Annotated in this window: 22 protein-coding genes; 14 read left to right on the forward strand and 8 right to left on the reverse strand. The window is 64.7% G+C overall.

Annotation, left to right across the window (positions count from 1 at the left end; all coding sequences use genetic code 11):
• Positions 1-61: 61 nt before the first annotated feature.
• On the forward strand, positions 62-1042 hold the full coding sequence (locus AC0J42_RS20040) for a GlxA family transcriptional regulator (RefSeq protein ID WP_473003327.1): 981 nt from the start codon (positions 62-64) through the stop codon (positions 1040-1042).
• 48 nt (positions 1043-1090) lie between these two features.
• Here the strand turns inward: AC0J42_RS20040 and nfuA are convergent, their stop codons facing one another.
• From nfuA to AC0J42_RS20055, 3 genes are all read right to left on the reverse strand, one after another.
• A complete protein-coding gene (nfuA, locus tag AC0J42_RS20045; RefSeq protein ID WP_416425412.1) occupies positions 1091-1675 on the reverse strand; it encodes a Fe-S biogenesis protein NfuA in 585 nt (194 codons plus the stop codon).
• 69 nt (positions 1676-1744) lie between these two features.
• Complete coding sequence (locus tag AC0J42_RS20050; protein WP_473003328.1) at positions 1745-2767, reverse strand: acyltransferase family protein; 1023 nt, start codon at positions 2765-2767, stop codon at positions 1745-1747.
• A 217-nt stretch (positions 2768-2984) separates the two neighbouring features.
• Entirely contained in the window at positions 2985-5279 is a 2295-nt protein-coding gene (locus AC0J42_RS20055; RefSeq protein ID WP_473003329.1) for a fatty acid cis/trans isomerase, read from the reverse strand.
• Positions 5280-5452: 173 nt separating this feature from the next.
• Between AC0J42_RS20055 and metH the strand changes: the two genes are divergently transcribed.
• The 4 genes from metH to AC0J42_RS20075 all read left to right on the forward strand — a co-directional run bounded on the left by metH (position 5453) and on the right by AC0J42_RS20075 (position 12027).
• Positions 5453-9145 carry a methionine synthase gene (gene metH / locus AC0J42_RS20060; protein ID WP_416425415.1) on the forward strand — a complete coding sequence of 1231 codons (3693 nt, stop codon included), beginning with the start codon at positions 5453-5455 and terminating at the stop codon, positions 9143-9145.
• Between the two features lie 126 nt (positions 9146-9271).
• A complete protein-coding gene (locus tag AC0J42_RS20065) occupies positions 9272-9478 on the forward strand; it encodes a DUF2970 domain-containing protein (RefSeq protein WP_473003331.1) in 207 nt (68 codons plus the stop codon).
• Between the two features lie 412 nt (positions 9479-9890).
• Positions 9891-11549, forward strand: a complete 1659-nt coding sequence (locus AC0J42_RS20070; RefSeq protein WP_416425417.1) for a nitrite/sulfite reductase — start codon at positions 9891-9893, stop codon at positions 11547-11549.
• Positions 11533-12027, forward strand: a complete 495-nt coding sequence (locus tag AC0J42_RS20075; protein ID WP_473003333.1) for a DUF934 domain-containing protein — start codon at positions 11533-11535, stop codon at positions 12025-12027. The genes AC0J42_RS20070 and AC0J42_RS20075 overlap by 17 nt, the downstream gene beginning before the upstream one ends.
• 91 nt (positions 12028-12118) lie before the next feature.
• Here AC0J42_RS20075 and sohB read toward each other — a convergent pair whose 3' ends face one another.
• The gene (gene sohB / locus AC0J42_RS20080) at positions 12119-13141 is read right to left on the reverse strand and encodes a protease SohB (RefSeq protein WP_473003335.1); all 1023 of its coding nucleotides are present in this window, start codon (positions 13139-13141) and stop codon (positions 12119-12121) included.
• A gap of 204 nt (positions 13142-13345) precedes the next feature.
• Between sohB and AC0J42_RS20085 the strand changes: the two genes are divergently transcribed.
• The 8 genes from AC0J42_RS20085 to AC0J42_RS20120 all read left to right on the forward strand — a co-directional run bounded on the left by AC0J42_RS20085 (position 13346) and on the right by AC0J42_RS20120 (position 21021).
• Entirely contained in the window at positions 13346-14047 is a 702-nt protein-coding gene (locus tag AC0J42_RS20085; RefSeq protein WP_473003336.1) for a histidine phosphatase family protein, read from the forward strand.
• A 54-nt stretch (positions 14048-14101) separates the two neighbouring features.
• On the forward strand, positions 14102-14416 hold the full coding sequence (locus tag AC0J42_RS20090) for an SCP2 sterol-binding domain-containing protein (RefSeq protein ID WP_416425421.1): 315 nt from the start codon (positions 14102-14104) through the stop codon (positions 14414-14416).
• A gap of 299 nt (positions 14417-14715) precedes the next feature.
• Positions 14716-15558: an iron uptake transporter permease EfeU gene (gene efeU / locus AC0J42_RS20095; RefSeq protein WP_416425422.1), complete on the forward strand. Its 843-nt coding sequence runs from the start codon at positions 14716-14718 to the stop codon at positions 15556-15558.
• Positions 15559-15572: 14 nt separating this feature from the next.
• A complete protein-coding gene (efeO, locus tag AC0J42_RS20100) occupies positions 15573-16763 on the forward strand; it encodes an iron uptake system protein EfeO (RefSeq protein ID WP_473003338.1) in 1191 nt (396 codons plus the stop codon).
• Positions 16764-16781: 18 nt separating this feature from the next.
• A complete protein-coding gene (efeB, locus tag AC0J42_RS20105) occupies positions 16782-18089 on the forward strand; it encodes an iron uptake transporter deferrochelatase/peroxidase subunit (RefSeq protein WP_416425424.1) in 1308 nt (435 codons plus the stop codon).
• 28 nt (positions 18090-18117) lie between these two features.
• Positions 18118-18945: an iron uptake system protein EfeO gene (efeO, locus tag AC0J42_RS20110; RefSeq protein ID WP_416425425.1), complete on the forward strand. Its 828-nt coding sequence runs from the start codon at positions 18118-18120 to the stop codon at positions 18943-18945.
• A 230-nt stretch (positions 18946-19175) separates the two neighbouring features.
• Positions 19176-20243 (forward strand): phosphotransferase family protein, encoded by a 1068-nt coding sequence (locus AC0J42_RS20115; protein WP_473003341.1) that lies wholly within the window; start codon positions 19176-19178, stop codon positions 20241-20243.
• 10 nt (positions 20244-20253) lie between these two features.
• A complete protein-coding gene (locus AC0J42_RS20120; RefSeq protein WP_473003343.1) occupies positions 20254-21021 on the forward strand; it encodes an SDR family oxidoreductase in 768 nt (255 codons plus the stop codon).
• 175 nt (positions 21022-21196) lie between these two features.
• Here AC0J42_RS20120 and AC0J42_RS20125 read toward each other — a convergent pair whose 3' ends face one another.
• Complete coding sequence (locus AC0J42_RS20125; protein ID WP_416425428.1) at positions 21197-21646, reverse strand: REP-associated tyrosine transposase; 450 nt, start codon at positions 21644-21646, stop codon at positions 21197-21199.
• A gap of 191 nt (positions 21647-21837) precedes the next feature.
• Between AC0J42_RS20125 and AC0J42_RS20130 the strand changes: the two genes are divergently transcribed.
• Positions 21838-22617, forward strand: coding sequence for a TSUP family transporter (locus tag AC0J42_RS20130; RefSeq protein WP_416425429.1), 780 nt, complete (start codon positions 21838-21840; stop codon positions 22615-22617).
• Here the strand turns inward: AC0J42_RS20130 and nudC are convergent.
• The 3 genes from nudC to AC0J42_RS20145 form a co-directional block, all read right to left on the reverse strand.
• Positions 22585-23415, reverse strand: coding sequence for an NAD(+) diphosphatase (gene nudC, locus AC0J42_RS20135; RefSeq protein WP_473003345.1), 831 nt, complete (start codon positions 23413-23415; stop codon positions 22585-22587). The genes AC0J42_RS20130 and nudC overlap by 33 nt on opposite strands.
• A gap of 20 nt (positions 23416-23435) precedes the next feature.
• A complete protein-coding gene (locus AC0J42_RS20140; RefSeq protein WP_416425431.1) occupies positions 23436-24248 on the reverse strand; it encodes a crotonase/enoyl-CoA hydratase family protein in 813 nt (270 codons plus the stop codon).
• Positions 24249-24412: 164 nt separating this feature from the next.
• Positions 24413-26206, reverse strand: a complete 1794-nt coding sequence (locus AC0J42_RS20145; RefSeq protein ID WP_473003347.1) for a glycoside hydrolase family 15 protein — start codon at positions 26204-26206, stop codon at positions 24413-24415.
• Between the last annotated feature and the right edge of the window lies 1 nt (position 26207).

Here is a 26207-nt window from a genome sequence, read left to right on the forward strand (position 1 = left end):
TGCACCGCGTTGACCCGGACGCGGCCTGTGGCCGCTGCTACGGGAATCACCAGGAGTTTTTATGCGCCGGATTGCCTGTTTGATTTATCCCGAGGTGATGAGCCTGGACGTCACCGGGCCGATGCAGGTGTTCGCCTCGGCCAACGAGGAGCTGGCGCGCCTGGGCCGGGCGCCCGCCTACACCCTGCTGATGCTGGGGGAACAGGCCGGCCCGGTGGCGACCTCGGCAGGTTTCAGCCTGTATGCCGAGCAGCGCTACCACGACACCGACCCCGCCAGCCTCGACACCCTGCTGGTGCCCGGCGGGCGCGGCGAGGCGGCGCAATTCGCCAACCAGCCGCTGCTGGACTGGCTCAGCCGCGCCGCCGCGCAGGTGCAACGCCTGGGCTCGGTGTGCTCCGGCGCGCTGATCCTGGCCCACGCCGGCCTGCTGGATGGCCACCGCGCCACCACCCATTGGGCCGACGTGGAAGCGCTCAAGGCCTTCCCGGCCATCGATGTACAGGGCGAACGCCTGCACACTTACAGCCGCGCCAGCCGCCAGCGCTTTACCTCGGCGGGGGTCACGGCCGGCATCGACCTGGCGCTGGCCCTGGTGGAAGACGACCTCGGCCGGCCCATCGCCCTGGCCGTGGCCCGGCGCCTGGTGATGTTCCTCAAGCGCCCCGGCGACCAGGCGCAGTTCAGCCCGCACCTGGCGCCCCAGGCCTGCCGCGCGCCGCGCCTGGGCGCGCTGCTGGAGTGGATACCCGGGCAGCTGGGCGGCGACCTGTCGCTGGAAGCCCTGGCGGCACGGGCGTACATGGCCCCGCGCACCCTGTACCGGGTGTTCATGGCCGAACTGGGGGTCACCCCGGCGCGCTACGTCGAGCAGGTGCGGCTGGAATCAGCCCGCGCCCTGCTGCAAGGCGGCCAGGCCTCGGTGCAGAGCGTGGCGCGGCTGTGCGGCTTCGGCCACCCCGAGAGCATGCGCCGCAGCTTTCACAAGGCCCTGGGCGTCAGCCCGCAGGATTACGCCGAGCGCTTCGGCGTGCAGGCATAAAAAAACGGCGCTCACGGGGCGCCGTTTTTCGGGTGCGCAGCGTACGCCTTAGTAGTAGGCGTTTTCTTTCTGCGAGTGGTCGGTCACGTCGCGTACGCCCTTGAGTTCCGGGATGCGCTCGAGCAGGGTGCGCTCGATGCCTTCCTTCAGGGTCACATCGGCCTGGCCGCAGCCCTGGCAGCCGCCACCGAACTGCAGCACGGCGATGCCGTCCTCGACCACTTCGATCAGCGTCACCTGGCCGCCGTGGCTGGCCAGGCCGGGGTTGATCTCGGTCTGCAGGTAGTAGTTGATGCGCTCGTTGATCGGGCTGTCTTCATTGACCATCGGCACCTTGGCGTTCGGCGCCTTGATGGTCAGCTGGCCACCCATGCGGTCGGTGGCGTAGTCCACCACGGCATCTTCCAGGAACGGCACGCTGACCGCGTCCAGCCAGGCCGTGAAGTTCTTCAGGCCGATGGCGGTGTCTTCCGGCTTCTCTTCGCCCGGCTTGCAGTAGGCAATGCAAGTCTCGGCGTAGGTGGTGCCCGGCTGGGTGATGAAAATGCGAATGCCGATACCCGGGGTGTTCTGCTTTTCCAGCAGATCGGCCAGGTAATCGTGTGCCGCGTCGGTAATCGTTATGGCGCTCATGTAAGTTCCTCACAGACTTGCCGGCAGTTTACGCCAAACCGGGCGCGGCACAAAGTCCCAGTATTTTTGTCAGGTTATGGATGGGCGCTCCACCGGCGCCAGGCGCGCCTCCGCCCAGCCCTTCATGCGGCGGTACAGGCGGGTCTCGATCCACACGTAACTGGCCCACGAAGCCAGGGCGATGACCGGCACGCAAACGGCGAAAACCAGGTACGGGTTGATGTTCAGGCGCTCGCTGGCGAACCAGCCGGTGTACAGCACCATCACGTGAATCAGGTACACCGAGTAGCTGCAGTCGCCCAGGGTCTTGAGCACGCGATTGCCCTTGAACCACGGCTCCATGGCCACGCAGGCCAGCACGATCAAGGCACTGGGCACACCCCAGTTCAACAGCCGGTCGCTGGCCGGCAGGTTGTAGATGGCCACCAGCGAGGCGCCGATCACCAGCAGCGGCACCCACAGCGCCTGGGCGATCCAGCCACGACGGTAGGCCCAGCCGATGGCGATGCCGAGCAGGAATTCATAGATGATGTTGTTGGCGTAGAAGCGGCTCAGCACCCCATAGTGGCCGACCATTTCGCACACCGCGAACAGCGCCAGGCCTACGACTAAAGGACGATGCCGCTTGGGCACCACGAACACCAGCGAGAACATCAGGTAGAAGAACATTTCGTAGTTTAGGGTCCAGCCGACGTTCAGGGTGGGGTACAGGCCGTAGCCGCCGGGGTTCTCCGATGGGATGAACAGCAGCGACAGAATGAAATGCGGCAGGTCCACCACCTGGTGCGGCATCTGCTGGCCGACGGCGACGATCATCAGTCCCATCAGCAGGGTGTAGAACCAGTACGCGGGCACGATACGGATGGCGCGGTTGAGGAGGAAACGCCCGGCGGGCATGTCCTTGTCCTGGGTGGAGAGGTAGATCACCAGGCCGCTGATGACGAAGAAAATGTCCACGCCGACGGCGCCGCGATCAACGAAGAATTGGCCGATGGGGCCGCTGGCATGGAAGTCGAAGAAGATCTGCATGAAGTGATGGCAGACAACCGTCCAGGCTGCCAGTGCCCGGAGGGCTTGAAGCGAAATCAGCATTGTTTACCGCCTTTTTTGGAACCTGACCGTGCGCACTTTCGGTGCACTCTCAAAGGGTCGGACTTCAAAAAGGGGGCAAAGGTCATCCGGATTGACGGGCGGTGGTGCGGCCACGGGGATATGGGGGAATCCGTAGCAGCTGCCGAAGGCTGCGTCGCCCTTGGACGCAGCCTGCGGCAGCTGCTACGGAATTGCGATATTCCCCGGTAGCTTGTAGTTACAGGTTCTCGTAGCGGTTCATGTCCAGCACCCCCGCCTCCACCGGCTCGGTCTCCTGGATGTAGCGCGTCAGGTCATGGAAGAAATCCCAGAACTGCGGGTTGGTGCGGCGCACGCCCCAGCGCTCGACGATCTTGTCGAAGCTGGCCTGGTCCCTGGACTGCTGCATGGCATCGACGAACGCCGGCACCTGGTCGGCCGGCACGTTGAACATGAAGTTGGGGTAGCTGCTCAGCACGCCGGGCCACAGGGTCAGGGTGTCCAGCCCCGGGATGTAGCGGTAGGCCTCGCCCAGCAGGAACGCCACGTTGGTATGGGCGCGGTTGCGCAGCAGGCTATAGACCATGCGCCCGCTCTTGCCCTGGATGCGCAACATGGTGGCCTCGGGCATGCGCTCGATCACCGGCAGGCCGGCCTCGGGGCGCGAGACCAGGCGGCTCAGCGACTGCTCGACGTTCTTGAACTCCTCGCTGATGCCATCGCGCGAGCAGTAGGCGCCGGTGCAACGGTTGATCGGGTCGGGGCTGGCGTTGAGGCTGCCGGCGCGCTGGATCAGCTTGAGGCCGAAATCACGCTTGGGGTCGTGCTCGCTGAGCTTCATGGTGCTAGGCGTGCTGGTGTCGATCTTCTGGTAATCGAGCCACATCTTCACCTTGCCGCTGTTCTGGTACCAGCTGTCCAGCAGCTTTCCGCGCTTGTCGGCCGGCATCAGGCGCAGGAAGTTGATTTCCGCGCCGTTGCGGATCAGGTCGAAGTACAGCCGGGTCTGCGCCTGGTGGGCGACGTTGCCGTAGACGTCGAAGTTCACCGCCAGCTGGTAATAGGTGCGCTCCAGCAGCGGGTAGTCGAACAGCCACATGGTGGTCGGCACGTCGCCGATCAGGCCCTTGTTCACCGAAGCGCTGTCGAAGTGGCGGAAGATGGTCAGCAGCGCGTTGTCGTTGCCGGCCCACAGGGTCGACCAGCTGGGCGGCGGCATGTCGGCGTAGGCGTCGCGGCGCAGGTCTTCATAGGCGTTGCGCTTGTCGCGGTAGGCCAGCCACAGCGACAGGATGCTGCCGACGTTGTCGTCCTGGCCCGGCATCTCCAGCAACGGCGTGGCCTTGGCGCGGTACACGGCGTCGGTGACGTAGCGGTCGTGGGCCGGCTCCTGGAACAGCGCCCAGAAGTGGTCGCGGATCACGTCGGTGGCGATCTGCCCGCGGCACACCGGGCCACGGATGAAGGTGCGCACGAAGTATTCGGCGTTATCCAGCATGAACTGGTAGCGCGCCACCGCCGGAATGGCCTGGAAGGTCTCGAACGGGTTGGCGCGGTGGCGCGGGCCGTAGCCAGGCAGCGAGGTGGCGTGCCAGTCGCCGCTGTAGAACAGCTGCTTGACCCGCGCCAGCTTGGCCGGGCCCATGGGGTAAGTGATGTGGGTCTTGTGCACGATCACGCCCTGCACCGCCATCAGCCGGTAATAGAAGACGGCGCCGGGGTCGTCGTCGGGGCGGCGGGTGGCGATCAGGTCGATGGGCTTGCCGCTGGGCGTGCGCGAGCGCACCCACTGGAAGTAGTGACCAGGCTCGCCGCCAACGAAATAGATGTGCGCCAGGAACAGGTGTTCATACAGCCAGCGGGCCACCAGGGCCTCGGTGGACCCAGGGCGGTTGAGCAGCGCTTCCCACTCGGCGATCTGCGCGGCCTCTTTCGGGCTGGCCTTCACGGCCTGCTGGTCGACCGGCGCGCCGGCGGCGATCCAGCGCTGCACGGTGGCGTACTGGGCATCGGTGAGGCCGGTGACACCCAGGGGCATGCCTTCGTGCACGTGGGCAGCGGCGTAGGCGTCGAACTCGCCGGGCATGGGGCACATGTTGGTGCGGTTCAGGCCCAGCATGATGTTGTCCGGCAGCTTGGAATTGGCCGGCAGCGGGTTCTTGTGCCCCAGTTCCAGCATGCGCGCCATCAGCGCGGCCTGGCTGCCCTGGGCGTCGAGCACCGAATAGAAGCCCTTGCGGCGCCACTCTTCCTCGCCCTGGGCGTCATAGAAGATCCGCGACGGCGCCACGGCCGTGCTGCGGTCGCCCTGGTACACCGGCACCTTGCTGGCGCCACGGGTGGCCCCTTCGGCGCTGCCCAGGTTGAGCTGGCAGGCGGCGTCGTTGCAGGCGTGGCAGGCCACGCACTTTTCGGTGAGGATAGGCTGGATGTCACGGGTGTACGAAATCGCCGGGCTGGCGACGGGGGCTTGCGCGTGGGCAGTCAGGCAGGCAAAAAAGATGACTGCGGCGGCAAGGAGGCGATGCACCATGTGGCGGTGTCCTGATTGTGTAATAGCAGTGGCAATTCTACCTGTGGCGGCGCCCCTTCAACATGAGCCGAATTCATGTAAAAGGTAGAAGCGTTTAAAAGCGCGCAGGTTTGTTATGATTTCGCACCTTATCTATCCGCTTTCTTTTTGTTTTTGTCCTGACAGGTAGCCCTATGTCTGACCGCAGCGCTCGTCTCCAAGCACTTCAGCAAGCCCTCAAAGAGCGCATCCTGATTCTCGATGGCGGCATGGGCACTATGATCCAAAGCTACCGCCTGGAGGAATCCGACTATCGTGGCACGCGCTTCGCCGACTGGCCCAGCGACGTCAAGGGCAACAACGACCTGCTGCTGCTGAGCCGCCCGGACGTGATCGCCGCCATCGAGAAGGCCTACCTGGACGCCGGCGCCGACATCCTCGAGACCAACACCTTCAACGCCACCCAAGTGTCCCAGGCCGACTACGGCATGGAATCGCTGGTGTACGAGCTGAACGTGGAAGGCGCGCGCATCGCCCGTGAAGTGGCCGACGCCAAGACCCTGGAAACCCCGCACAAGCCGCGCTTCGTCGCCGGCGTGCTCGGCCCTACCAGCCGCACCTGCTCGATTTCCCCGGACGTGAATGACCCCGGCTACCGCAACGTCACCTTCGACGAGCTGGTGGAAAACTACACCGAGGCCACCGAAGGCCTGATCGAGGGCGGCGCCGACCTGATCCTGATCGAGACCATCTTCGACACCCTCAACGCCAAGGCGGCGATCTTCGCCGTGCAGGGCGTGTTCGAGAAAATCGGCTTTGAACTGCCGATCATGATCTCCGGCACCATCACCGACGCTTCGGGCCGTACCCTGTCGGGCCAGACCACCGAGGCCTTCTGGAACTCGGTGCGCCACGCCAACCCGATCTCGGTGGGCCTGAACTGCGCCCTGGGCGCCAAGGACTTGCGGCCGTACCTGGAAGAGCTGTCGACCAAGGCCGGCACCCACGTCTCCGCGCACCCCAACGCCGGCCTGCCGAACGCCTTCGGCGAGTACGACGAGACCCCGGCCGAGATGGCCGTGGTGGTCGAGGAGTTCGCTGCCAGCGGCTTCCTGAACATCATCGGCGGTTGCTGCGGCACCACCCCGGGCCATATCCAGGCCATCGCCGAGGCCGTGGCCAAGCACAAGCCGCGCGCCATTCCGGACATCCCGCGGGCCTGCCGCCTGTCGGGCCTGGAGCCGTTCACCATCGATCGCAACTCGCTGTTCGTCAACGTCGGCGAGCGCACCAACATCACCGGCTCCGCCAAGTTCGCCCGCCTGATCCGCGAAGAAAACTACACCGAGGCGCTGGAAGTGGCCCTGCAGCAGGTCGAAGCCGGCGCCCAGGTGATCGACATCAACATGGACGAGGGCATGCTGGACTCGAAGAAGGCCATGGTCACCTTCCTCAACATGATCGCCGGCGAGCCGGACATCTCCCGCGTGCCGATCATGATCGACTCCTCGAAGTGGGAAGTGATCGAAGCCGGCCTCAAGTGCATCCAGGGCAAGGGCATCGTCAACTCCATCAGCATGAAGGAAGGCGAAGAGGCCTTCATTCATCACGCCAAGCTGTGCAAGCGCTACGGCGCCGCCGTGGTGGTGATGGCCTTCGACGAAGCCGGCCAGGCCGACACCGAAGCGCGCAAGAAAGAGATCTGCAAGCGCAGCTACGACATCCTGGTGGATGTGGTGGGCTTCCCGCCGGAAGACATCATCTTCGACCCGAACATCTTCGCGGTGGCCACCGGCATCGAGGAGCACAACAACTACGCCGTCGACTTCATCAACGCCTGCGCCTTCATTCGTGACGAGCTGCCCTATGCCTTGAGCAGCGGCGGCGTGTCCAACGTGTCGTTCTCGTTCCGCGGCAACAACCCGGTGCGCGAGGCGATTCACTCGGTGTTCCTGCTGTACGCGATCCGCAACGGCCTGACCATGGGTATCGTCAACGCCGGCCAGCTGGAAATCTACGACCAGATCCCGCAGGAACTGCGCGACGCCGTGGAAGACGTGGTGCTCAACCGCACCCCGGAAGGCACCGACGCCCTGCTGGCCATCGCCGACAAGTACAAGGGCGACGGCAGCGTCAAGGAAGCCGAGACCGAAGAGTGGCGCACCTGGGACGTCAACAAGCGCCTGGAACACGCGCTGGTCAAGGGCATCACCACCCACATCGTCGAAGACACCGAGTTGTCGCGCCAGTCGTTCAAGCGCCCGATCGAGGTAATCGAAGGCCCGCTGATGTCGGGCATGAACATCGTCGGCGACCTGTTCGGCTCGGGCAAGATGTTCCTGCCGCAGGTGGTCAAGTCCGCCCGCGTGATGAAACAGGCGGTGGCGCACCTGATCCCGTTCATCGAAGCGGAAAAGGGCGACAAGCCCGAGGCCAAGGGCAAGATCCTGATGGCCACGGTGAAGGGCGACGTGCACGACATCGGCAAGAATATCGTCGGCGTGGTGCTGGGTTGCAACGGCTATGACATCGTCGACCTGGGCGTGATGGTGCCGGCAGAACGCATTCTGCAGGTGGCCAAGGAAGAGAAGTGCGACATCATCGGCCTGTCCGGGCTGATCACGCCGTCGCTGGACGAGATGGTCCACGTGGCCCGCGAGATGCAGCGCCAGGGCTTCCACCTGCCGCTGATGATTGGTGGCGCCACCACTTCCAAGGCGCACACGGCGGTGAAGATCGAGCCCAAGTACAGCAACGACGCCGTGGTCTACGTCACCGACGCCTCGCGCGCCGTGGGCGTGGCCACCCAGCTGCTGTCCAAGGAACTCAAGCCCGGCTTCGTCGAGCGCACCCGCCTGGACTACGTGGACGTGCGCGAGCGCACCGCCAACCGCAGCGCCCGCACCGAGCGCCTGAGCTATGAACAGGCCATCGCAGCCAAGGCCACCTTCGACTGGGCCAGCTACCAGCCGGTCAAGCCGACCTTCACCGGTGCCAAGGTGCTGGATGACATCGACCTCAACGTGCTGGCCGAGTACATCGACTGGACGCCGTTCTTCATCTCCTGGGACCTGGCCGGCAAGTTCCCGCGCATCCTCACCGACGAGGTGGTGGGCGAAGCGGCCACGGCCCTGTATGAAGACGCCAAGGTGATGCTGCGCAAGCTGATCGACGAGAAGCTGATCAGCGCCCGCGCGGTGTTCGGCTTCTGGCCGGCCAACCAGGTGGACCACGACGACATCGAAGTGTACGCCGACGACGGCCGCGCCCTGGCGCGCCTGCACCACCTGCGCCAGCAGACCATCAAGCCCGACGGCAAGCCGAACTTCAGCCTGGCTGACTTCGTCGCGCCCAAGGACAGCGGCGTGACCGACTACGTGGGGGGCTTCATCACCACCGCCGGCATCGGCGCCGAGGAAGTGGCCAAGGCCTACCAGGACAAGGGCGACGACTACAACTCGATCATGGTCAAGGCCTTGGCCGACCGCCTGGCCGAGGCCTGCGCCGAGTGGCTGCACCAGCAGGTGCGCAAGGAGCACTGGGGCTACGACAAGGACGAGGCGCTGGACAACGAGGCGCTGATCAAGGAGCAGTACAAGGGTATCCGCCCTGCCCCGGGTTACCCGGCCTGCCCGGATCACACCGAGAAAGGCACCCTGTTCGAGCTGCTGGACCACAACGGCCAGAGCGGCGTGACACTGACCGAGCACTTCGCCATGTTCCCGGCGGCGGCCGTCAGCGGCTGGTACTTCGCCCACCCGCAGGCGCAGTACTTCGCCGTGGGCAAGGTCGACAAGGACCAGGTGCAGGCGTACAGCGCCCGCAAGCGCCAGGACCTGACCATCAGCGAACGCTGGCTGTCGCCGAACCTGGGCTACGACGCCTAACTCCCCCTGTAGCAGCGGCCGCAGGCCGCGTCACACCGCCCGGTGGATCACCTGATCCACCGCGCGCGCCCGACGCAGCCTGCGGCAGCTGCTACGCTTGGGCATATCCGTCCGGAAATGCCCGTCATGGCCGACTCCAAGCCCCCTACCCTCTGGCAGATGCTGCACAGCATCATCGCTGCCGCCTTCGGCGTGCAGAGCCACAAGAACCGCGAACGCGACTTCACCCACGGCAAGCCTGCGCACTTCATTGCGCTGGGCATCCTCTGCACGGCGGTGTTCGCATTGGCGTTGTTCGGCCTGGTAAAGCTGGTCATCCACCTGGCCACGTAGCAGCGGCCGCCAGGCCGCGTCCGGGGCCTGACGCCGCCTGGCGGCAGCTGCTACGGGGAAGTTACTGGTGGCTTACCCAGAACACGGCGGCAGAAACAACGAGGATAATCAAAAACAGAATCGCCCAGGCATCGACGCTGCTGTCGGGTTTGCGGCTTTTCACGGGGTTGCTCATGGTGCGTTCGCCTCTTTATGATTTTTATCAGGACGCTTGTGCAGTAAAGTTCAGCCTTGCCCCCACGGCAAGTAAGGACTTGAGACTAAAGTACTAAGGTTAGTACTTTTGGTTCTTTCCTTATATTCAAACATCACTTTTGCGCATAACCCGAAACTGGTATCTTTCGTCGGCTCCGCTGGGAGTGCGCGGCCGTGCGCGCAGATTTGCTGTAAGCAGCCTGAGAACAGGACACCTATGTACGTTTACGACGAGTACGATCAACGGATCATCGAGGACCGCGTCAAGCAGTTCCGTGACCAGACCCGACGCTACCTGGCCGGGGAGCTCAGCGAAGAAGAGTTCCGCCCGCTGCGCCTGCAAAATGGCCTCTATATCCAACGCTTCGCGCCCATGCTGCGGGTGGCCGTGCCTTACGGCCAGCTGACCTCGCGCCAGACGCGCATGATGGCCAAGATCGCCCGCGACTACGACAAGGGCTACGCCCACATCAGTACTCGCCAGAACGTGCAGTTCAACTGGCCGGCGGTGGAAGACATCCCCGACATCCTGGCCGAGCTGGCCACCGTGCAGATGCACGCCATCCAGACCAGCGGCAACTGCCTGCGCAACGTCACCACCGACCAGTTCGCCGGCGTCGCCGCGGACGAGGTGATCGACCCGCGCCCATGGTGTGAAATCGTCCGCCAGTGGACCACCTTCCACCCTGAATTCGCCTACTTGCCGCGCAAGTTCAAGATCGCCGTCAACGGCGCCAGCAGCGACCGCGCCGCCATCGAAGTGCACGACATCGGCCTTGAGCCGGTGCACAACGAAGCCGGCGAACTGGGCTTCCGCGTGCTGGTGGGTGGCGGCCTGGGCCGTACCCCGGTGGTGGGTTCGTTCATCAACGAATTCCTGCCCTGGCAAGACCTGCTCAGCTACCTGGACGCCATCCTGCGCGTGTACAACCGCTATGGCCGCCGGGACAACAAGTACAAGGCGCGCATCAAGATCCTGGTCAAGGCCCTCACCCCCGAGGTGTTTGCCCAGAAGGTCGATGCCGAAATGGAACACTTGCGCGGCGGCAGCACCACGCTGACCGAAGCCGAGCTGCAACGCGTGGCCAAGCACTTCGTCGACCCCGAGTACAAGGCCTTGCCTGACTTCGCCGCCGAACTGAGCGCCCTCGACGCCGAGCACCCAGGTTTTGCCCGCTGGCGCGTACGCAACACCCTGGCGCACAAGAAGCCCGGCTACGTGGCCGTGACCCTGTCGCTCAAGCCTACCGGCGTTGCCCCTGGCGACCTGACCGACAAGCAGCTGGACGCCGTCGCCGACCTGGCCGACCGCTACAGCTTCGGCCAGCTGCGCACCTCCCACGAGCAGAACATCATCCTCGCCGACGTCGAGCAGAGCCGTCTGCACGCGCTGTGGCTGGAACTGCGCGAAGGTGGTTTCGCCACGCCGAACATCGGCCTGCTGACCGACATCATCTGCTGCCCGGGCGGCGACTTCTGCTCGCTGGCCAACGCCAAGTCGATCCCGATCGCCGAATCCATCCAGCGCCGCTTCGACGACCTGGACTACCTGTTCGACATCGGTGAGCTGGACCTGAACATCTCCGGCTGCATGAACGCCTGTGGCCACCACCACGTGGGCCACATCGGCATCCTGGGCGTGGACAAGAAAGGCGAGGAGTTCTACCAGGTGTCCCTGGGTGGCAGCGCCAGCCGCGACGCCAGCCTGGGCAAGATCCTCGGCCCTTCGTTCGCCCAGGAAGCCATGCCCGACGTGATCAGCAAGCTGATCGACGTCTACATCGAACAACGCACTGAAGATGAACGCTTCATCGACACCTACCAGCGCATCGGTATCGATCTGTTCAAGGAACGCGTCTATGCAGCGAATCATTAAGAACAACGCCGTCGTCGACGAAACCTGGCACCTGCTGCCCAAGGACGCGACGCTGGACGGCATCAGCAACTGCGACGACCTGATCGTGCCGCTGGCCCTGTGGCGCGAGCACGCTCACGCCCTCAAGGCCCGCGACGGCGGCCTGGGCGTGTGGCTGGACAGCGATGAAGAAGCCGAGGAAATCGGCGAGGACGTCGACCAGTTCCAGGTCATTGCCCTGAACTTCCCGGCCTTCACCGACGGGCGCAACTACTCCAACGCGCGCCTGCTGCGTGACCGCTACCAGTTCAAGGGCGAGCTGCGCGCCATTGGCGACGTGCTGCGCGACCAGTTGTTCTACCTGGCCCGTTGCGGCTTCGATGCCTTCGCCCTGCGCGCGGACAAAGACCCGTACGAGGCGCTGGAAAGCCTGAAAGACTTCTCGGTGACCTACCAGGCCGCCACTGACGAACCGCTGCCGCTGTTCCGTCGTCGCTGACCGCAACACCCCCGGTAGGAGCCGGCCTTCGCCGCGATGACGCCCGTAAGCGCACATCGCGGCCAAGGCCGGCTTTACCACAAGCGGACGCTTACCAGAACCGCTGCTGGCCGACCTTCTCCCACACCTTCCCCGCCACGTGCTCGACCGAATGGCTCGCCGCCAGGCCTACGCGTTCCTGCAGGCTTTTGCGCTCGGCGTAGTGCAGGTGGAACACCTCGGCCTGCTTGGCGCGCTCGGCCAGGTATTCGTCGCTGGTCTTGAGTTCGTCCACCAGCTGTTTCTCCAGCGCCGCCACGCCCAGCCACACTTCACCGGTGGCCACTTCGTCGATAGGCAACTGCGGGCGGTAACGGGCCACGAAGTTCTTGAACAGGCGGTGGGTGATGTCCAGGTCTTCCTGGAACTTCTCCCGGCCCTTCTCGGTGTTTTCGCCAAACACGGTCAGGGTGCGCTTGTATTCGCCGGCAGTCAGCACTTCGAAGTCGATGTCATGCTTCTTCAGCAGCTTGTTGACGTTGGGCAACTGCGCCACCACGCCAATCGAGCCGAGGATGGCGAACGGCGCGCTGATGATCTTCTCGCCGATGCACGCCATCATGTAGCCGCCGCTGGCGGCCACCTTGTCGATGCACACGGTTAACGGCACGCCGGCCTGGCGGATGCGCGCCAGTTGCGAGCTGGCCAGGCCATAGCTGTGCACCATGCCGCCGCCGCTTTCCAGGCGCAGCACCACTTCGTCCTTGGCCGTGGCCAGGGTCAGCAGCGCGGTGATCTCGTGGCGCAGGCTCTCGGTGGCGGAGGCCTTGATGTCGCCGTCGAAGTCCAGCACGAACACCCGCGGCTTGGCCTCGGCTTTCTTCTTGCCCTTTTTCTCGGCCTTGGCTTCCTGCTTGCGCAGGGCCTTGAGCTGGTCCTTGTCCAGCAGGGTCGATTCCAGGCGCTCGCGCAGGCCCTTGTAGAAATCGTTGAGCTTGCTTACCTGCAACTGGCCGGCTGTCTTGCGGCGCCCCTTGCCGCGCTGGGCGGCGATGGCGGTCAACACCACGATGATCGCCAGGACCAGGGTGACGGTCTTGGCGAGAAAACTCGCGTACTCGGAGAGAAACTCCACGGTGACTCCTTACATGCATTGCGCCCCTCGTGAGTGAAGGGCCAGGACAGACTTCCAGCATACCGGTGCGCCCCTGCGGCTACCAGCCTAGGTGACTTACAGGTCATGTCAGGCAATTCAAACAAGCGTATGTTTTTTCATTGACAGGCCCCCGGCATCCTCATAACCTCCAAGGCACTTTCAACGTACCGGGACGACGCGGACGTGGGCAGCATCTATCTGATTCGACATGGCCAGGCCAGCTTCGGCGCCGATGACTACGACGTGCTGTCGCCGCTGGGCATGCGCCAGGCGCAGGTCCTGGGCGCGCACCTGGCCGACCTGGGCCTGCACCTGGACCGCTGCGTGGCTGGCAGCCTGCGGCGCCAGCAGGCCACCGCGCACCTGGCGCTGGAAGCCATGGGCGTGGCCGACCTGGTGGTGGAGACCGACCCGGCCTTCAACGAATTCGACGCCGAGGCGGTGATCCGCGCGCTGCTGCCCGACCTGTTGCCCGACGAGCCCGAGGCGCTGCACATCCTGCGCAACGCGGCGCACAACCGCGGCGAGTTCCAGCGCCTGTTCGCGCTGCTGATGGGCCGCTGGCACGGCGGCCAGCATCCCACCCCGGAAACCGAAAGCTGGGCCGCCTTCGTCGCCCGCGTCGAGGCCGGCCTGCAGCGCCTGCTGGCCCAGGCCGGCAGCGGCACCAACATCGCCGTGTTCACCTCGGGCGGCACCATCGCCGCCCTGCTGCACCTGATTACCGGCGTCTCTGCCGCCCAGGCTTTCGAGCTGAACTGGCAGATCGTCAACACCTCGCTCAGCCAGCTGAAATTCCGCGGCCGCGAGGTAGCCCTGGCTTCCTTCAACAGTCACACTCACCTGCAACTGCTGAAGGCGCCGGAGTTCATCACCTACCGATGAGCCCGGCCCACTGCAATACCTGTCGTTAGCCCCATTGAGAAAAAGGATCGAAGCATGAGCACCCTAGAGAAAGCCCAAGAAGCAATGCAGGCCAAGTTCGACCCGTCCGCCGCTGCCGGCCTGGACCTGGTCTTCGGCTTCCGCATCGACGACACCAAGAACTTCTCGCTGGTGGTGAAGGACAAAACCTGCCAACTGCTGCAGGGCGAAAACCCTGACGCCCAGGTGACCCTGGTGATGGACGAGGAAACCCTGAAGGGCATCGTCAGCGGCGAGACCGACGGCATGCAGGCCTTCATGGGCGGCAAGCTGCGCGCCGAAGGCGACATGATGCTGGCGATGAAGCTGAGCGAACTGTTTCCAGGCTGATACATCTCTGGTAACAAAAAAGCACCCGGCTCAATAGCCGGGTTCTTTTTGCCTGTCACAACCGCGTAGCAGCTGCCGCAGGCTGCGTCACTCTCCAGCACTCCACCCCGATATTTCGGGCATGAAAAACAGCGGACGCCACCTGGCGGCAGCTGTTACGAGGCGCATTTCAATGCAAGGGCTTTGCCAATTGCGGAGATAAATTTTCGGGGAAAACTATCCAAAATGATGGCCCCTGTATTCAATAATAAGTCTCATTATGTTACAAGTTAGCATCCTTCTTAAGATTGTGGTGCGAAGTGCTGGTTCCATTTTTGATCATGCTGCGCGAAGGGATTGAAGCCGCGCTCATCGTTGGCATCATTGCCAGTTACCTGAAGCAGACCGGTCGCGGTCAGTGGATGCCTGCCGTGTGGATCGGCGTGTTCCTGGCGGCCGCCCTGGCGCTGCTGGTCGGCGGCGGCCTGGAAATGGTCAGCGCCGAGTTCCCGCAGAAGCAGCAGGAACTGTTCGAAGGCGTGGTCGGCCTGGTGGCCGTGGCCATCCTCAGCTCCATGGTGTTCTGGATGCGCAAGGTGGCCCGCTCCATCAAGCACGCCCTGCACGAGTCCCTGGACCAGGCCCTGGCCGGCTCCAACAACCAGGTCTTCGCCCTGATCGCCATGGTGTTCTTCGCCGTGGCGCGCGAATCGCTGGAAACCGTGTTCTTCCTGTTGGCCGTGTTCCAGCAGAGCGAAGGCGCCGGCGCGCCACTGGGCGCCCTGCTGGGCCTGATCGTCGCCGTGGCCGTGGGCATGGCCATCTATAGCGGCAGCATGCGCCTGAACCTGGCCATGTTCTTCCGCTGGACCGGCCTGTTCATCCTGGTGGTGGCCGCCGGCATCCTCGCCAACTCGGTGCGCTCGCTGCACGAGGCCGGCCTGTGGAACCACCTGCAGGACGTGGTGTTCGACATCAGCGCCATCCTGCCCATGGACGGCCCGACCGGCTCGGTGCTGGCCGGCATGTTCGGCTACCAGGACGCGCCAACCGTCAGCGTGCTGGGCGCCTACCTGTTCTACCTGGTCTTCGCCCTGGTGATCTTCTTCCTGCCGGCCAGCGCCCCCGTGGGCCGCAAGCCAGCTCCCGCTACTCACTCCTAAGGCTTTTTCAGTCAATGTCCAATCAAGCCCCAGGCCTGTCGCCGCGCGTCCTGCGCGCGGCCGTGGCCGGCTCCGTGGTGGTGATGCTCGCCGCCGGCGCACTGTTCTACTACGCCTCCCAGGTGGCCTCGTCCAAGCGCCAGGCCAACCATGACGAAATCGTCGTCAACATTCACCCGCACAGCTGCGAGCCCAACGCCCTGACCGTGCCGGCCGGCCGCGCCAGCTTCCGCATCGTCAACAAGTCGGAACGCGCCGTGGAATGGGAAATCCTCGACGGCGTGCTGGTGGTGGAAGAGCGCGAGAACATCACCCCGGGCATGAGCCAGGTGATCAACGCCAACCTGGCGCCCGGCGACTACGCCATCACCTGCGGCCTGCTGAGCAACCCGCGCGGCACCCTCAAGGTCACCCCTACCGCCGAGTCCGACGCCAACGCCAAGGCCCGCCCGTCGATGGTGGCGTTCGTCGGCCCGCTGTCTGAATTCCGCGTGTACCTGAGCCTGCAGGGCAGCGCCCTGGTGCGCGCCGTGGACACCCTGAACCAGGCCATTACCGCCGGTGACCTGGCCGCGGCCCGCGCCGCCTACGTGCCGGCCCGCGTTGCCTACCAGGGCCTGGCTGCCGCCTCCCAGCGCTTCTCCGAGCTGGACAACGGCATCAACGCTCGCGCCGACTACTACGAGAAACGCGAGCAGGACCCAGGCTTCGGCGGCTTCCACCGCATTGAATACGGCCTGTTCCAGCAGCAGAGCCTGGACGGCCTGGCGCCGGTGGCGCAGAAGCTGGCCAGCGACGTCGCCGAGCTGAAAACCCAGCTGCTGGCGCAGAACCTGCCGCCAGAGCAGCTTGTCGGCATCGTCGCCCGCAACCTGCACAGCCTGGCCGACGTGCGCACCAACGGCGAGGAAGAGCGCTACAGCCACGCCGACCTGAACGGTTTCGCCGCCAACCTGACTGCCGCCCGCAAGGTGGTCGACCTGCTGCGCCCGGTGCTGGCCAAGTCCGCCGCCGACCTGCTGGTGAAGATTGACGCCGCTTCTGCTGACCTGGACAGCCAGCTGGCCAGCCTGCGCGACGGCGACAGCTACCTCTCGTATGACAAGGTCGGCCCGGATCAGCGCAAGCAGATCGCCGACAAGGCCAAGGCACTGGCCGACGCACTCGACGGAATCGATCCCGCCCTCGGCCTTTCGGCCCTGTAAAGACAGACGACGACACTGATGAGCGATACCAAGAACAGCAACACCCCGGTCGACGCGCAACGCCGTCGCGTGCTGATGGGCATGGGCGCCGCCGGCGTCGCCCTGGCCGGCAGCGCCCTGAGCTGCCCGGCCATGGCCGCCGCCCAGGCGCAGGTGGCCGAAGCGCCGAAAAGCGAAAAAACCCAGGACCGCCACGACTACCATGGCCAGCACCAGAGCGGCATCGTCACGCCGCGCCCGGCAGCCGGCATGATGGTGGCCTTCGACGTGCTGGCCAGCGACCGCAAGGACCTGGAGCGGATGTTCAAGCTGCTGGACAGCCGCATCAAGTTCCTGATGACCGGCGGCGAAGTCGAGCAGGTAGACCCCAAGCTGCCGCCGGTGGACTCGGGCATCCTCGGCCCGGTCGTGACCCCGGACAACCTGACCATCACCGTGTCGGTGGGCGCCTCGCTGTTCGACGAGCGCTTCGGCCTGGAACATGCCAAGCCCAAGCACCTGATCCAGATGGTCGGTTTCCCCAACGACGCCCTGGAGCCGGGCCTGTGCCACGGCGACCTGACCCTGCAGTTCTGCTCCAACACGCCGGACACCAACATCCACGCCCTGCGTGACATCGTCAAGAACATGCCCGACCTGCTGCTGGTGCGCTGGAAGCAGGAAGGCACCGTGCCTGCGCAGGCGCCGAAGAAGGCCGACGCGCCCGCCGAGAGCGCGCGCAACTTCCTCGGTTTCCGCGACGGCTCGGCCAACCCCGACTCCAACGACAACAAGGCCATGGACGCCATTGTCTGGGTGCAACCGGGCAGCGAAGAGCCGGCCTGGGCCGCCAACGGCAGCTACCAGGCCGTGCGCCTGATCCGCAACTTCGTCGAGCGCTGGGACCGCACCCCGCTGCAGGAACAGGAAAGCATCTTCGGCCGCAAGAAGACCACCGGTGCACCGTTCGACGGCGCCACCGAGCACGACGTGCCCGACTACCACAAGGACCCGGCCGGCAAGCTCACGCGCCTGGACTCGCACATCCGCCTGGCCAACCCGCGCACCCCCGAGTCCCAGGCCAACCTGATCCTGCGTCGCCCGTTCAACTACTCCAACGGCGTGAACAAGAACGGCCAGCTGGACATGGGCCTGCTGTTCATCTGTTACCAGGCCAACCTGGAAAAAGGTTTCATCACCGTGCAGACCCGCCTCAACGGCGAGCCGCTGGAGGAATACCTCAAGCCCATGGGCGGCGGTTATTTCTTCACCCTGCCGGGGGTAAAAGACGACCAGGACTACATCGGTCGTTCGCTGCTGCAAGCTACCAAAACCAAAAACGCTTAAGTCTTTGACACCATCGGGGATCCCTTTCATGAAGAAGTCGCCACTCGCTTTGCTGCTGTCGCTTGGCCTGCTCCACGCACCGGTCTCGGCCTTCGCCGCCGACAACTCCCCGCTGGACCTGGTTCAGCCGATCTCGGACTACAAGATCTACGTGACCGAAGAGCTGGACAAACTGGGCGCCGAAACCCAGAAGTTCACCGACGCCATCAAGAAAGGCGACCTGGAAACGGCCAAGAAGCTGTACGCCCCGACTCGCGTGCACTATGAGTCCATCGAGCCGATTGCCGAGCTGTTCAGCGACCTCGACGCCTCGATCGACTCCCGCGTCGACGACCACGAGAAAGGCGTGACCGCCGAAGACTTCACCGGCTTCCACCGCCTGGAATACAGCCTGTACTCGGAAAAGACCACCAAGGGCCTGGAAGGCCTGGCCGACAAGCTGAACACCGACGTCAAGGACCTGCAGGCCCGTGTGGCCGGCCTGACCTTCCCGCCTGAGAAAGTCGTGGGCGGCGCTGCCGCACTGATGGAAGAAGTGGCAGCCACCAAGGTGTCCGGCGAAGAAGACCGTTACAGCCACACCGACCTGTACGACTTCCAGGGCAACGTTGACGGCGCGAAGAAAATCTTCGACCTGTTCCGCCCACAAGTAGCCAAGAAAGACGCGGCCTTCGTGAGCAAGGTCGACAAGAACTTCGCCACCGTGGACAAGATCCTGGCCAAGTACAAGACCAAGGACGGCGGCTACGAGACCTATGACAAGGTCAAGGACGCTGACCGCAAGGCGCTGATCGGCCCGGTCAACACCCTGGCCGAAGACCTGTCCACCCTGCGTGGCAAGCTGGGCCTGAACTAAGCCCTGCACCGGCCCCTCCCTCTGGGCAGGGGCCATTGTGGGAGCTGGCTTGCCAGCGAGCTTTTAGTTGACCCTGAAAAGCTCGCTGGCAAGCCAGCTCCCACAATCTGCCTTACTGATCCCCCTGCAACACCCCCGCCTATAACGCCCTCCTCCCCTTGTCCGCTGCCCTGCCGCGCATTAGATTGTTCAATGATCTGACGCCTCCAGAATAAGCAAAAGGGATAACCATGGCGCTTACCGACCAGTCCACTGCCGTGCGCAGCGGTGAAGAGCTCGATGCCGCACGTATCGACCCGTACCTCAAGGCGCACATCCCCGGCCTTGCCGGCACACCGGTGATCAGCCAGTTCCCCGGTGGCGCGTCGAACCTGACGTACCTGGTGAAATACCCCGAACAGGAATTCGTCCTGCGCCGGCCGCCGTTCGGCCACAAGGCCAAGTCGGCCCACGACATGGGCCGCGAGTACCGCATCCTCAACCAGCTCAACGCCGGCTTCCCGTACTGCCCCAAGGCCTACGTGCACTGCACCGACGAGGCAGTGATCGGCGCCGAGTTCTATGTGATGGAGCGGGTCAACGGCATCATCCTGCGCTCGGAGATCCCCGCCGAACTGGGCCTGGACGCCGGCAAGACCCGCGTCCTTTGCCACAGTTTCATCGACAAGTTCGTCGACCTGCACCAGGTGGACTACCAGGCCTGCGGCCTGGGTGACCTGGGCAAGCCCGAGGGCTACGTGGCCCGCCAGATCAGCGGCTGGAGCGACCGCTACGACAAGGCCCGCACCCCCGACGCGCCAGCCTGGGACACGGTCAAGGCCTGGCTGGCCGACAAGCAGCCGGCCGACCACGCCAAGCCGGCCATCGTCCACAACGACTACCGCTTCGACAACGTCATCCTCGACGCCCGCGACCCGATGCAGATCATCGGCGTGCTGGACTGGGAACTGACCACCCTCGGCGACCCGCTGATGGACCTGGGCAACACCCTGGCCTACTGGATGCAGGCCGACGACCCGGCGCCGGTGCAACTGATGCGCCGCCAGCCCAGCCACGCGCCGGGCATGCTCACCCGCCGCGAGTTCGTCGACTACTACGCCGAGCGTGCGGGCATCCGCATCGACAACTTCGACTTCTACTACACCTATGGCCTGTTCCGCCTGGCCGGCATCGTGCAACAGATCTACTACCGCTTCTTCCACGGCCAGACCCAGGACAAGCGCTTCGCCCAGTTCATCCACATGAACAAGCTGCTGGAACAGATGAGCCTGAACGTCATCAAGCACTCCACCCTGTAAGGAAACCGAGATGTCCAAGACGCAATTGTTCGACCTCGACGGCAAGATCGCCTTCGTTTCCGGCGCCAGCCGCGGCATCGGCGAGGCCATCGCCAAACTGCTGGCCCAACAGGGCGCCCATGTCATCGTCTCCAGCCGCAAGCTGGACGGCTGCCAGCAGGTGGCGGACGCCATCATCGCCGACGGCGGCAAGGCCACCGCCATCGCCTGCCACATCGGCGAGATGGAGCAGATCCACCAGGTGTTCAGCCGCATCCGCGAAGAGTTCGGCCGCCTGGACATCCTGGTCAACAACGCGGCCACCAACCCGCAGTTCTGCAACGTGCTGGACACCGACCTGGGCGCGTTCCAGAAGACCGTGGACGTCAACATCCGCGGCTACTTCTTCATGTCGGTGGAAGCCGGCAAGCTGATGCGCGAGCACGGCGGTGGCAGCATCATCAACGTCGCCTCCATCAACGGCGTGTCGCCGGGCGTGTTCCAGGGCATCTACTCGGTCACCAAGGCGGCGGTCATCAACATGACCAAGGTGTTCGCCAAGGAATGCGCGCCGTTCGGCATCCGCTGCAACGCGTTGCTGCCGGGCCTCACCGACACCAAGTTCGCCTCGGCGCTGGTGAAGAACGACGCCATCCTCAACACCGCCCTGGCGCAGATCCCGCTCAAGCGCGTGGCCACCCCCAGCGAAATGGCCGGCACCGTGCTGTACCTGGCCAGCGACGCCTCCAGCTACACCACCGGCGTGGCGCTGAACGTGGACGGCGGCTTCCTGGCCTGACCCCAACAGCTCGCTGGCAAGCCAGCTCCCACATGGGCGCACTGCCAGCGAGCGCTTCACATCAAACTGGCAGGCTGCACTGGCCTTGGTAAGAGAGCTATCCTGCGAGCCAGCCATTCACACTAGACCAGCAGGCTGCACTGGCCCTTGTGGGAGCTGGCTTGCCAGCGAGCTCTTAAACCCACACCGCGTCCCACAGCGGGTAGTCCCCAACGCGACTCACGAGCCCCGCCCGCACTGGATTTCGGACAATGTACCGTGCCAAAGCCAGCAGATCTTCCTCCTTGCGAATAGCCCGATCATGAAACCCCTGCTGCCAAAGTTGCCCCGAGCGACCCAGCAATCGATTTACAGCCTGGCTTGATCGTGACTTGGTCCTGCGCATGACTGCCGCCAAACTGCCTGTACGCAATTGAACCAGCCAATGAAAATGGTCCGGCATCACCACCCATGCCAAAGAATCCAGCCACGCTTCTTCCTCGGTTCGCATCAGCTCACGCACTACCAGTCGCCCCACCCGCCAATCAGCGAAGAACGCTTCGCGGTCAAAGGTATTGGTAGTCAAGACGTAGATTTGCCCCTCTCCTGAAAAGCGGCCTTTGCGTAATATCACTGAACAAGGCATTCCATTGCCTCCTTGGGAAAAATGGCAACGGTAACCACAGGTGCCCGGTGCGGGAAACATCGGTTGTGCTTCAGATTGTTAAAGCTCGCTGGCAAGCCAGCTCCCACAAAGGTGGGAGCTGGCTTGCCAGCGAGCTTTTTGGGACTCAAAGGGCTAAAATGCGCGCCCTGCCAAAAACAACGATCTGCCCCATGCCTTTCGAACTGAGCACCGACCCCACCACCCTCGCCATCCTTGCCGTGGTTGCCTTCGTGGCCGGCTTCATCGACGCCATCGCCGGCGGCGGCGGGCTGCTGACCACCCCGGCCCTGCTGACCGCCGGCCTGCCGCCGCACCTGGTGCTGGGCACCAACAAGCTGAGCTCCACCTTCGGCTCGGCCACCGCCAGCTTCACCTTCATCCGCCGCAAGCTGTTCCACCCCAAGGAATGGTGGCCTGCCATCATCTTCACCCTGGTGGGCTCGCTGCTGGGCGCCGTGGCGGCGCACTACATGCCCTCGGAATGGCTGAACAAAATGCTGCCGGTCATTGTGTTCGCCTGCGGTGTGTACCTGCTGTTCGGCGGCACGCCCAAGGGGCCGGTGGACAGCCACGCGCAGATCAAGCAGAAACGCCAGGTGCCCCAAGGCCTGGCGCTGGGCTTCTACGACGGCGTGGCGGGCCCGGGCACGGGCGCGTTCTGGACGGTCAGCTCGATGCTGATGTACCCCATCGACCTGGTCCGCGCCAGCGGCGTGGCGCGCACCATGAACTTCGTCAGCAACGCGGCGGCGCTGGCGGTGTTCATCATCAATGGCAGCGTGGACTGGCTGATCGGCCTGAGCATGGGCACCTGCCTGATGGTCGGTGCCTTCTTCGGCGCGCGCAGCGCCATCAGCGGTGGGGCGAAGTTCATTCGCCCGGTGTTCATTACCGTAGTGCTGGGGCTGACCGTGCGCCTAGCCTGGCAGCACTGGTTCAGCCAGGCCTAAACGCTCTGCCACGTAGTGGTCGATCAAGTACCGCGCGATCGACCGCGACGCCGGCAACGGCGGCAGTTCATGCACGTTGAACCACTGGGCGTCCTCGATCTCGTCGACCTGGGGCACGATCTCGCCGCTTTCATACTCGGCGTGGAAGCCCAGCATCATCGAGTGCGGGAACGGCCAGCACTGGCTGCCCAGGTAGCGGATGTTCCGAACCTTGACCTGCACCTCTTCCATCACCTCGCGGCGCACGCAATCCTCGGCCGACTCGCCCGGCTCGGCGAAGCCTGCCAGGGTGCTGTAGACGCCGGTGACGAAGCGCGGTGAGCGCGCCAGCAGGATCTCGTCGCCACGGGTGATCAGCACGATCATGCTCGGCGAGATGCGCGGGTAGCTGCGCAGGTCGCACGGCTGGCAGTACATGGCGCGTTCCCAGTGGATCTGGCTCATCGGCTGGCCGCAGCTGCCGCAGAAGCGGTGCTCGCGGGCCCAGGTGCCGATCTGCGCAGCGTAGGCCAGCAGCTTGTAGGTGTCGAAGTCGCCCTGCAGCATGAATTGGCGCAGGCCCTGCCACTGCACGCCGTCGATGTCGGCGGGGCCGTGCAGCTCCAGCAGGTACACCGGCTCGCCGTCGAAGTGGCCGATGCCGTGCTCGGCCAGCACGTCCAGCCCCTGTTTCTTCAGCCATTCACGGGGGAACAGCACGCCGTTGGCGTCGAAGGCAAAGCCCTGGGCGCAGCGGGCCACGGCCCAGCCCCCGGGCAGGCTGGTATCCAGTACAGCGGTGGTCCAGCGTTGAGACATCAGGGGCTCCTTATCGAATGTCAGTCATCGAACTGCGGTGTCTGTTTGCTCATGCTCGCGGCCATGGCCACGCGCAGGTCAGTGCTCTGCAGCATCGCCGCGTTCCAGGTGGCGATGTATTCCAGGCCGTCGGCAATGCTGTGATCGCGCATGTAGCCGATCATGGTCTTGGTGCCGGCGATGGCGATCGGCGACTTGCCGGCGATGTCGGCAGCGATGGCAAATACGCCATCGAGCAGGCTCGCGGTGTCGGGGTACACGCGGTTGACCAGGCCGATGCTGCGCGCTTCCTCGGCATCGACCTTGCGCCCGGTGTAGGCCAATTCCCTGAGGATGCCATCACCGATGATGCGTGGCAAACGTTGCAGCGTACCGACGTCGGCGGCCATGCCCATGTCCACCTCCTTGATCGAGAAGTGCGCGTCGGCGGCGGCGTAGCGCATGTCGCAGGCGGCGATCAGGTCGATGGCGCCACCGATGCAGTAGCCCTGCACCGCCGCCAGCACCGGCTTGCGGCAGCGGTCCACGGCGTTGAACGAGGCCTGCATCTCGAGGATCTTGCGCCGCAGGGCGCGGGCGTTGCGGCCGGTGTCCTTGCCCAGTTCGCTGGCCACCGAGGCCAGCAGGCTCAGGTCGATGCCCGCGGAGAAATGCTTGCCGGCGCCGCTGAGCACCACCACGCGCACGGCCTCGGTGTCGTCCACCCACTGGAAGATCTCGATGATCTCGCGCCAGAACGCCGCGTTCATGGCGTTGACCTTGTCGGGGCGGTTGATCTGCACGTGGGCGACGTGGCCCTTGAGTTCGACGTGGAAGGCCTGGTACTCGGTCATGGCGGGCGTCCTTTGTTATTGATGGGTAGGACTATACCAAGACAATGCGTCAGGAAAAGCGCGCTCCACAGGTTGGCCGAAATGCCCTGTTGTGGGAGCTGGCTTGCCAGCGAGCTTTTGAATGCCTCAACAGCTCGCTGGCAAGCCAGCTCCCACATTTGGGCTCATGAGGCCTTGGCGCGCTCCTGGGCCGGGCATTGGGCACGGTGCAGGTTGAGCGCCGTATTGATAATGCCGATGTGGCTGAACGCCTGGGGGAAGTTGCCCAGCATGCGCCCGCCATGGGGGTCGTACTGCTCGGCCAGCAGGCCCAGGTCGTTGCACAGGCCGCTGAGGCGTGCGAACAGCGCCTGGGCGTCGTCCATGCGGCCGAGCATGGCGTAGACGTCGGCCAACCAGAACGAACAGACCAGGAAGGTCCCCTCGCCCGGCTCCAGGCCGTCGCAGCCGGTGGCGGTGTCGTAGCGCAGCAGCAGGCCATTGCGCATCAGCCGCTGTTCGATCTGCGCCAGGGTGGCCAGGAAGCGCGGGTCGTCCACCGGCAGGAAGCCGGTCAGGGCGATCTGCAACAGGCTGGCATCGGTCTGGCCGGAGCCGTAGGCCTGCACGAAGCCGCCGTGCCGCGGGTCCACGCCCTTGGCGCAGACGTCGGCATGTATGCGGTCGGCCACCGCCCGGTAGTGCTGGCTGCGCTCGGCATCGCCGCCGTCACCGGCCTGCAGCTTCGCCGAGCGGTCGAACGCCACCCAGGCCATGACCTTGGAGTGCACGAAGTGCTGCGGCTCGCCGCGGATCTCCCACAGGCCTTCGTCGGGCTGCTGCCAGATGCTTTCCAGGTACGGCATCACCACCTGGAAAATCGCCCGGCTGCGCGGGTGCCGTGGCAGGCCGCCACGAATGGCCTGGGTCAAGGCATCAGCTACCTCGCCGTACACGTCCAGCTGCAGCTGGGTGGCCGCCGCGTTGCCGATGCGCACCGGCTGCGAGCCTTCATAGCCGCTCAGCCATGGCAGGGTGTATTCGGGCAGGCGGCGCTCGCCGCCCAGGCCGTACATGATCTGCATCTGCTCCGGGTTGCCGGCCACCGAGCGCATCAGCCATTCGCGCCAGGCGCTGGCCTCCTCGAAATAGCCCAGGTTCATGAACGCCAGCAACGTCATGGTGGCGTCGCGCAGCCAGCAGAAACGGTAGTCCCAGTTGCGCTCGCCGCCCAGGAACTCCGGCAGCGAGGTGGTGACGGCGGCGACGATGCCGCCGGTGGGCTCGAAGGTCAGCGCCTTGAGCACAATCAGCGAGCGCTTGACCTGCTCGGTGTAGGGCCCCACGTCGGGGCAGCGTTCGGAGAACGCGCGCCAGAACGCCTCGGTCTCCGCCAGCGCCGCCTCGCCGTCGAAGGCCTCGCGCACCGGCAGGATCGAGTCCTGATAGGTCAGCACGAACACCCGGCGCTCGCCAGGGGCCACGCTGAAGCGGCTGCCGGTGGCGTGGTCCACCGCCTCCAGAGCCGTGGCGCTGTGCAGCACGAGCATTTCCGGGCCGGCCACGGCGGTGAGAATCTGCGCGTGGGCCTGCTCCACCCACGGCACGCTGCTGCCGTAGTCGAAGCGGATGATCAGCTCCATGTCGAATGCCACCTCGCCGCTCAGCCCTTCGACAATGCGCACCACGCTGCTGTGCTCGCCCGGCGGCATGAAATCGATCAGCCGCGCCTGGCCGTTGGCAGTGGTGAAGGTGGTGTCCAGCACCAGGGTGCCGTCGCGGTAGGCGCGGCTGGCCTCGAACGGCTCGCTGGGCGCCAGGCGCCAGCGGCCGTTGTGCTCATCGCCCAGCAGCGCGGCGAAGCAGGCCGGGGCGTCGAAACGGGGGAAACACAACCAGTCCAGCGAGCCCTGCTTGTCGACCAGCGCGGCAGTCCTGCAATTGCCGAGCAAGGCATAGTCTTCAATCAATGCGGCCATG

Source organism: Pseudomonas sp. Tav-5-1A, from assembly GCF_055755055.1.